Origin of the sequence: Streptomyces bambusae (genome assembly GCF_019400985.1) — a bacterium.
Taxonomy (GTDB): Bacteria; Actinomycetota; Actinomycetes; order Streptomycetales; family Streptomycetaceae; genus Streptomyces; species Streptomyces bambusae_A.
Map to the genome: position 1 here is coordinate 1 of NZ_WTFF01000626.1, position 1471 is coordinate 1471.

The 1471-nt window shown below is 78.2% G+C and carries 1 protein-coding gene; it reads left to right on the forward strand.

Annotation, left to right across the window (positions count from 1 at the left end):
• A partial coding sequence (locus GPJ59_RS36150; RefSeq protein ID WP_219672347.1) for an acyltransferase domain-containing protein occupies window positions 1-1471 on the forward strand: 1471 nt, incomplete at both ends.

Here is a 1471-nt window from a genome sequence, read left to right on the forward strand (position 1 = left end):
CTCCGGTGCCGCCGCTGAGGGCGCCTCCGCCCCGGCCGGCGGCCACGCCCCGGCCGACAGCCGGGCCGTGGACACCGTGCCGCCGCGCAAGCCCTTGCTCTTCCCCGTCTCCGGGCGCGGTGAGAGTGCGCTGCGGGCGCAGGCCGGGCGGCTCGGGGAGTACGTCGGCGGCTACGCCGGGGCGCCCGAGGCGCTTGCGTATGCCCTTGCCGGGACCCGTACCGCGTACGAGGACCGTGCCGTCGTCGTCGCCGAGGATCTCGGCCGGCTCGCCGAGGGGCTCGACGCGCTCGCCGCCGGGACCGGCTCCGCCCGGGTGGTCCAGGGCCGGGCCCGTGCCGGGCGCACCGCCTTCCTGTTCTCCGGCCAGGGCAGCCAGCGCCCCGGCATGGGCCGCGAACTGCATGCCGCCCAGCCGGTCTTCGCCGCCGCCTTCGACGAGGCCTGCGCCGCGCTCGACGCGCACCTGCCCCGCCCGCTGCGCGAGATCGCCTTCGCCGGACCGGGCACGGACGAGGCCCTCCTCCTCGACCGTACCGCCTGGACCCAGCCCGCCCTGTTCGCCTTCGAGGTCGCCGCGCACCGGCTCCTGGAGCACCTCGGCGTCCGCCCCGACTTCGTCGTCGGCCACTCCATCGGCGAGCTCGCCGCCGCCCACGTCGCCGGCGTGCTCTCCCTCGCCGACGCCGCCGCGCTGGTCGCCGCCCGCGGCCGGCTCATGGACGCCCTGCCCGAGGGCGGGGCCATGGCCGCGCTCCAGGCCACCGAGGACGAGGTGGAGCCGCTGCTCGCCGACCACGCCGGCCGGGTGTGCGTCGCCGCCGTCAACGGCCCCCGCTCGGTCGTCGTCTCCGGCGACGCCGTCGCCGTCGCCGCGCTCACCGCCCACTTCGCCGGCCGGGGCCGCAAGACCAAGCAGCTGCGGGTCAGCCACGCCTTCCACTCGGCGCACATGGACGGCATGCTCGACGAGTTCCGCGCCGTGGCCGCCTCGCTCACCTACCACCCCGCGCGCCTGCCCGTCGTCTCCAACCTCACCGGGGCCGTCGTCGCCGACGCCGAGATCGGCACTGCCGACTACTGGGTGCGCCACGTCCGCGAGGCCGTCCGCTTCGCCGACGGCATCCGCGCCCTCGACGCCGAAGGCGTCACCACCTACGTCGAACTCGGCCCCGACGGCGCCCTGTCCTCCGCCGGACGCGAATGCGCCGGCGAGGACGCCGCGTTCGTGCCGCTCGCCCGTACGGGCAAGCAGCCCGAGCCCCAGGCCTTCGCGCACGCGCTCGCCCGGCTGCACACCCTCGGCGCCGCCGACGGACTCGACTGGGCCGCCGTCCTCGGCGCCTCCGCCCCGGCGCCCCGGCTGGAGCTGCCCACGTACGCCTTCCAGCGCCGCCGCCACTGGATCGACGCCGCGGCCCCGGCCCCGGCGACCACGGCCCACGCCCCCGCCCCCGCCCCCGCCGAGGAG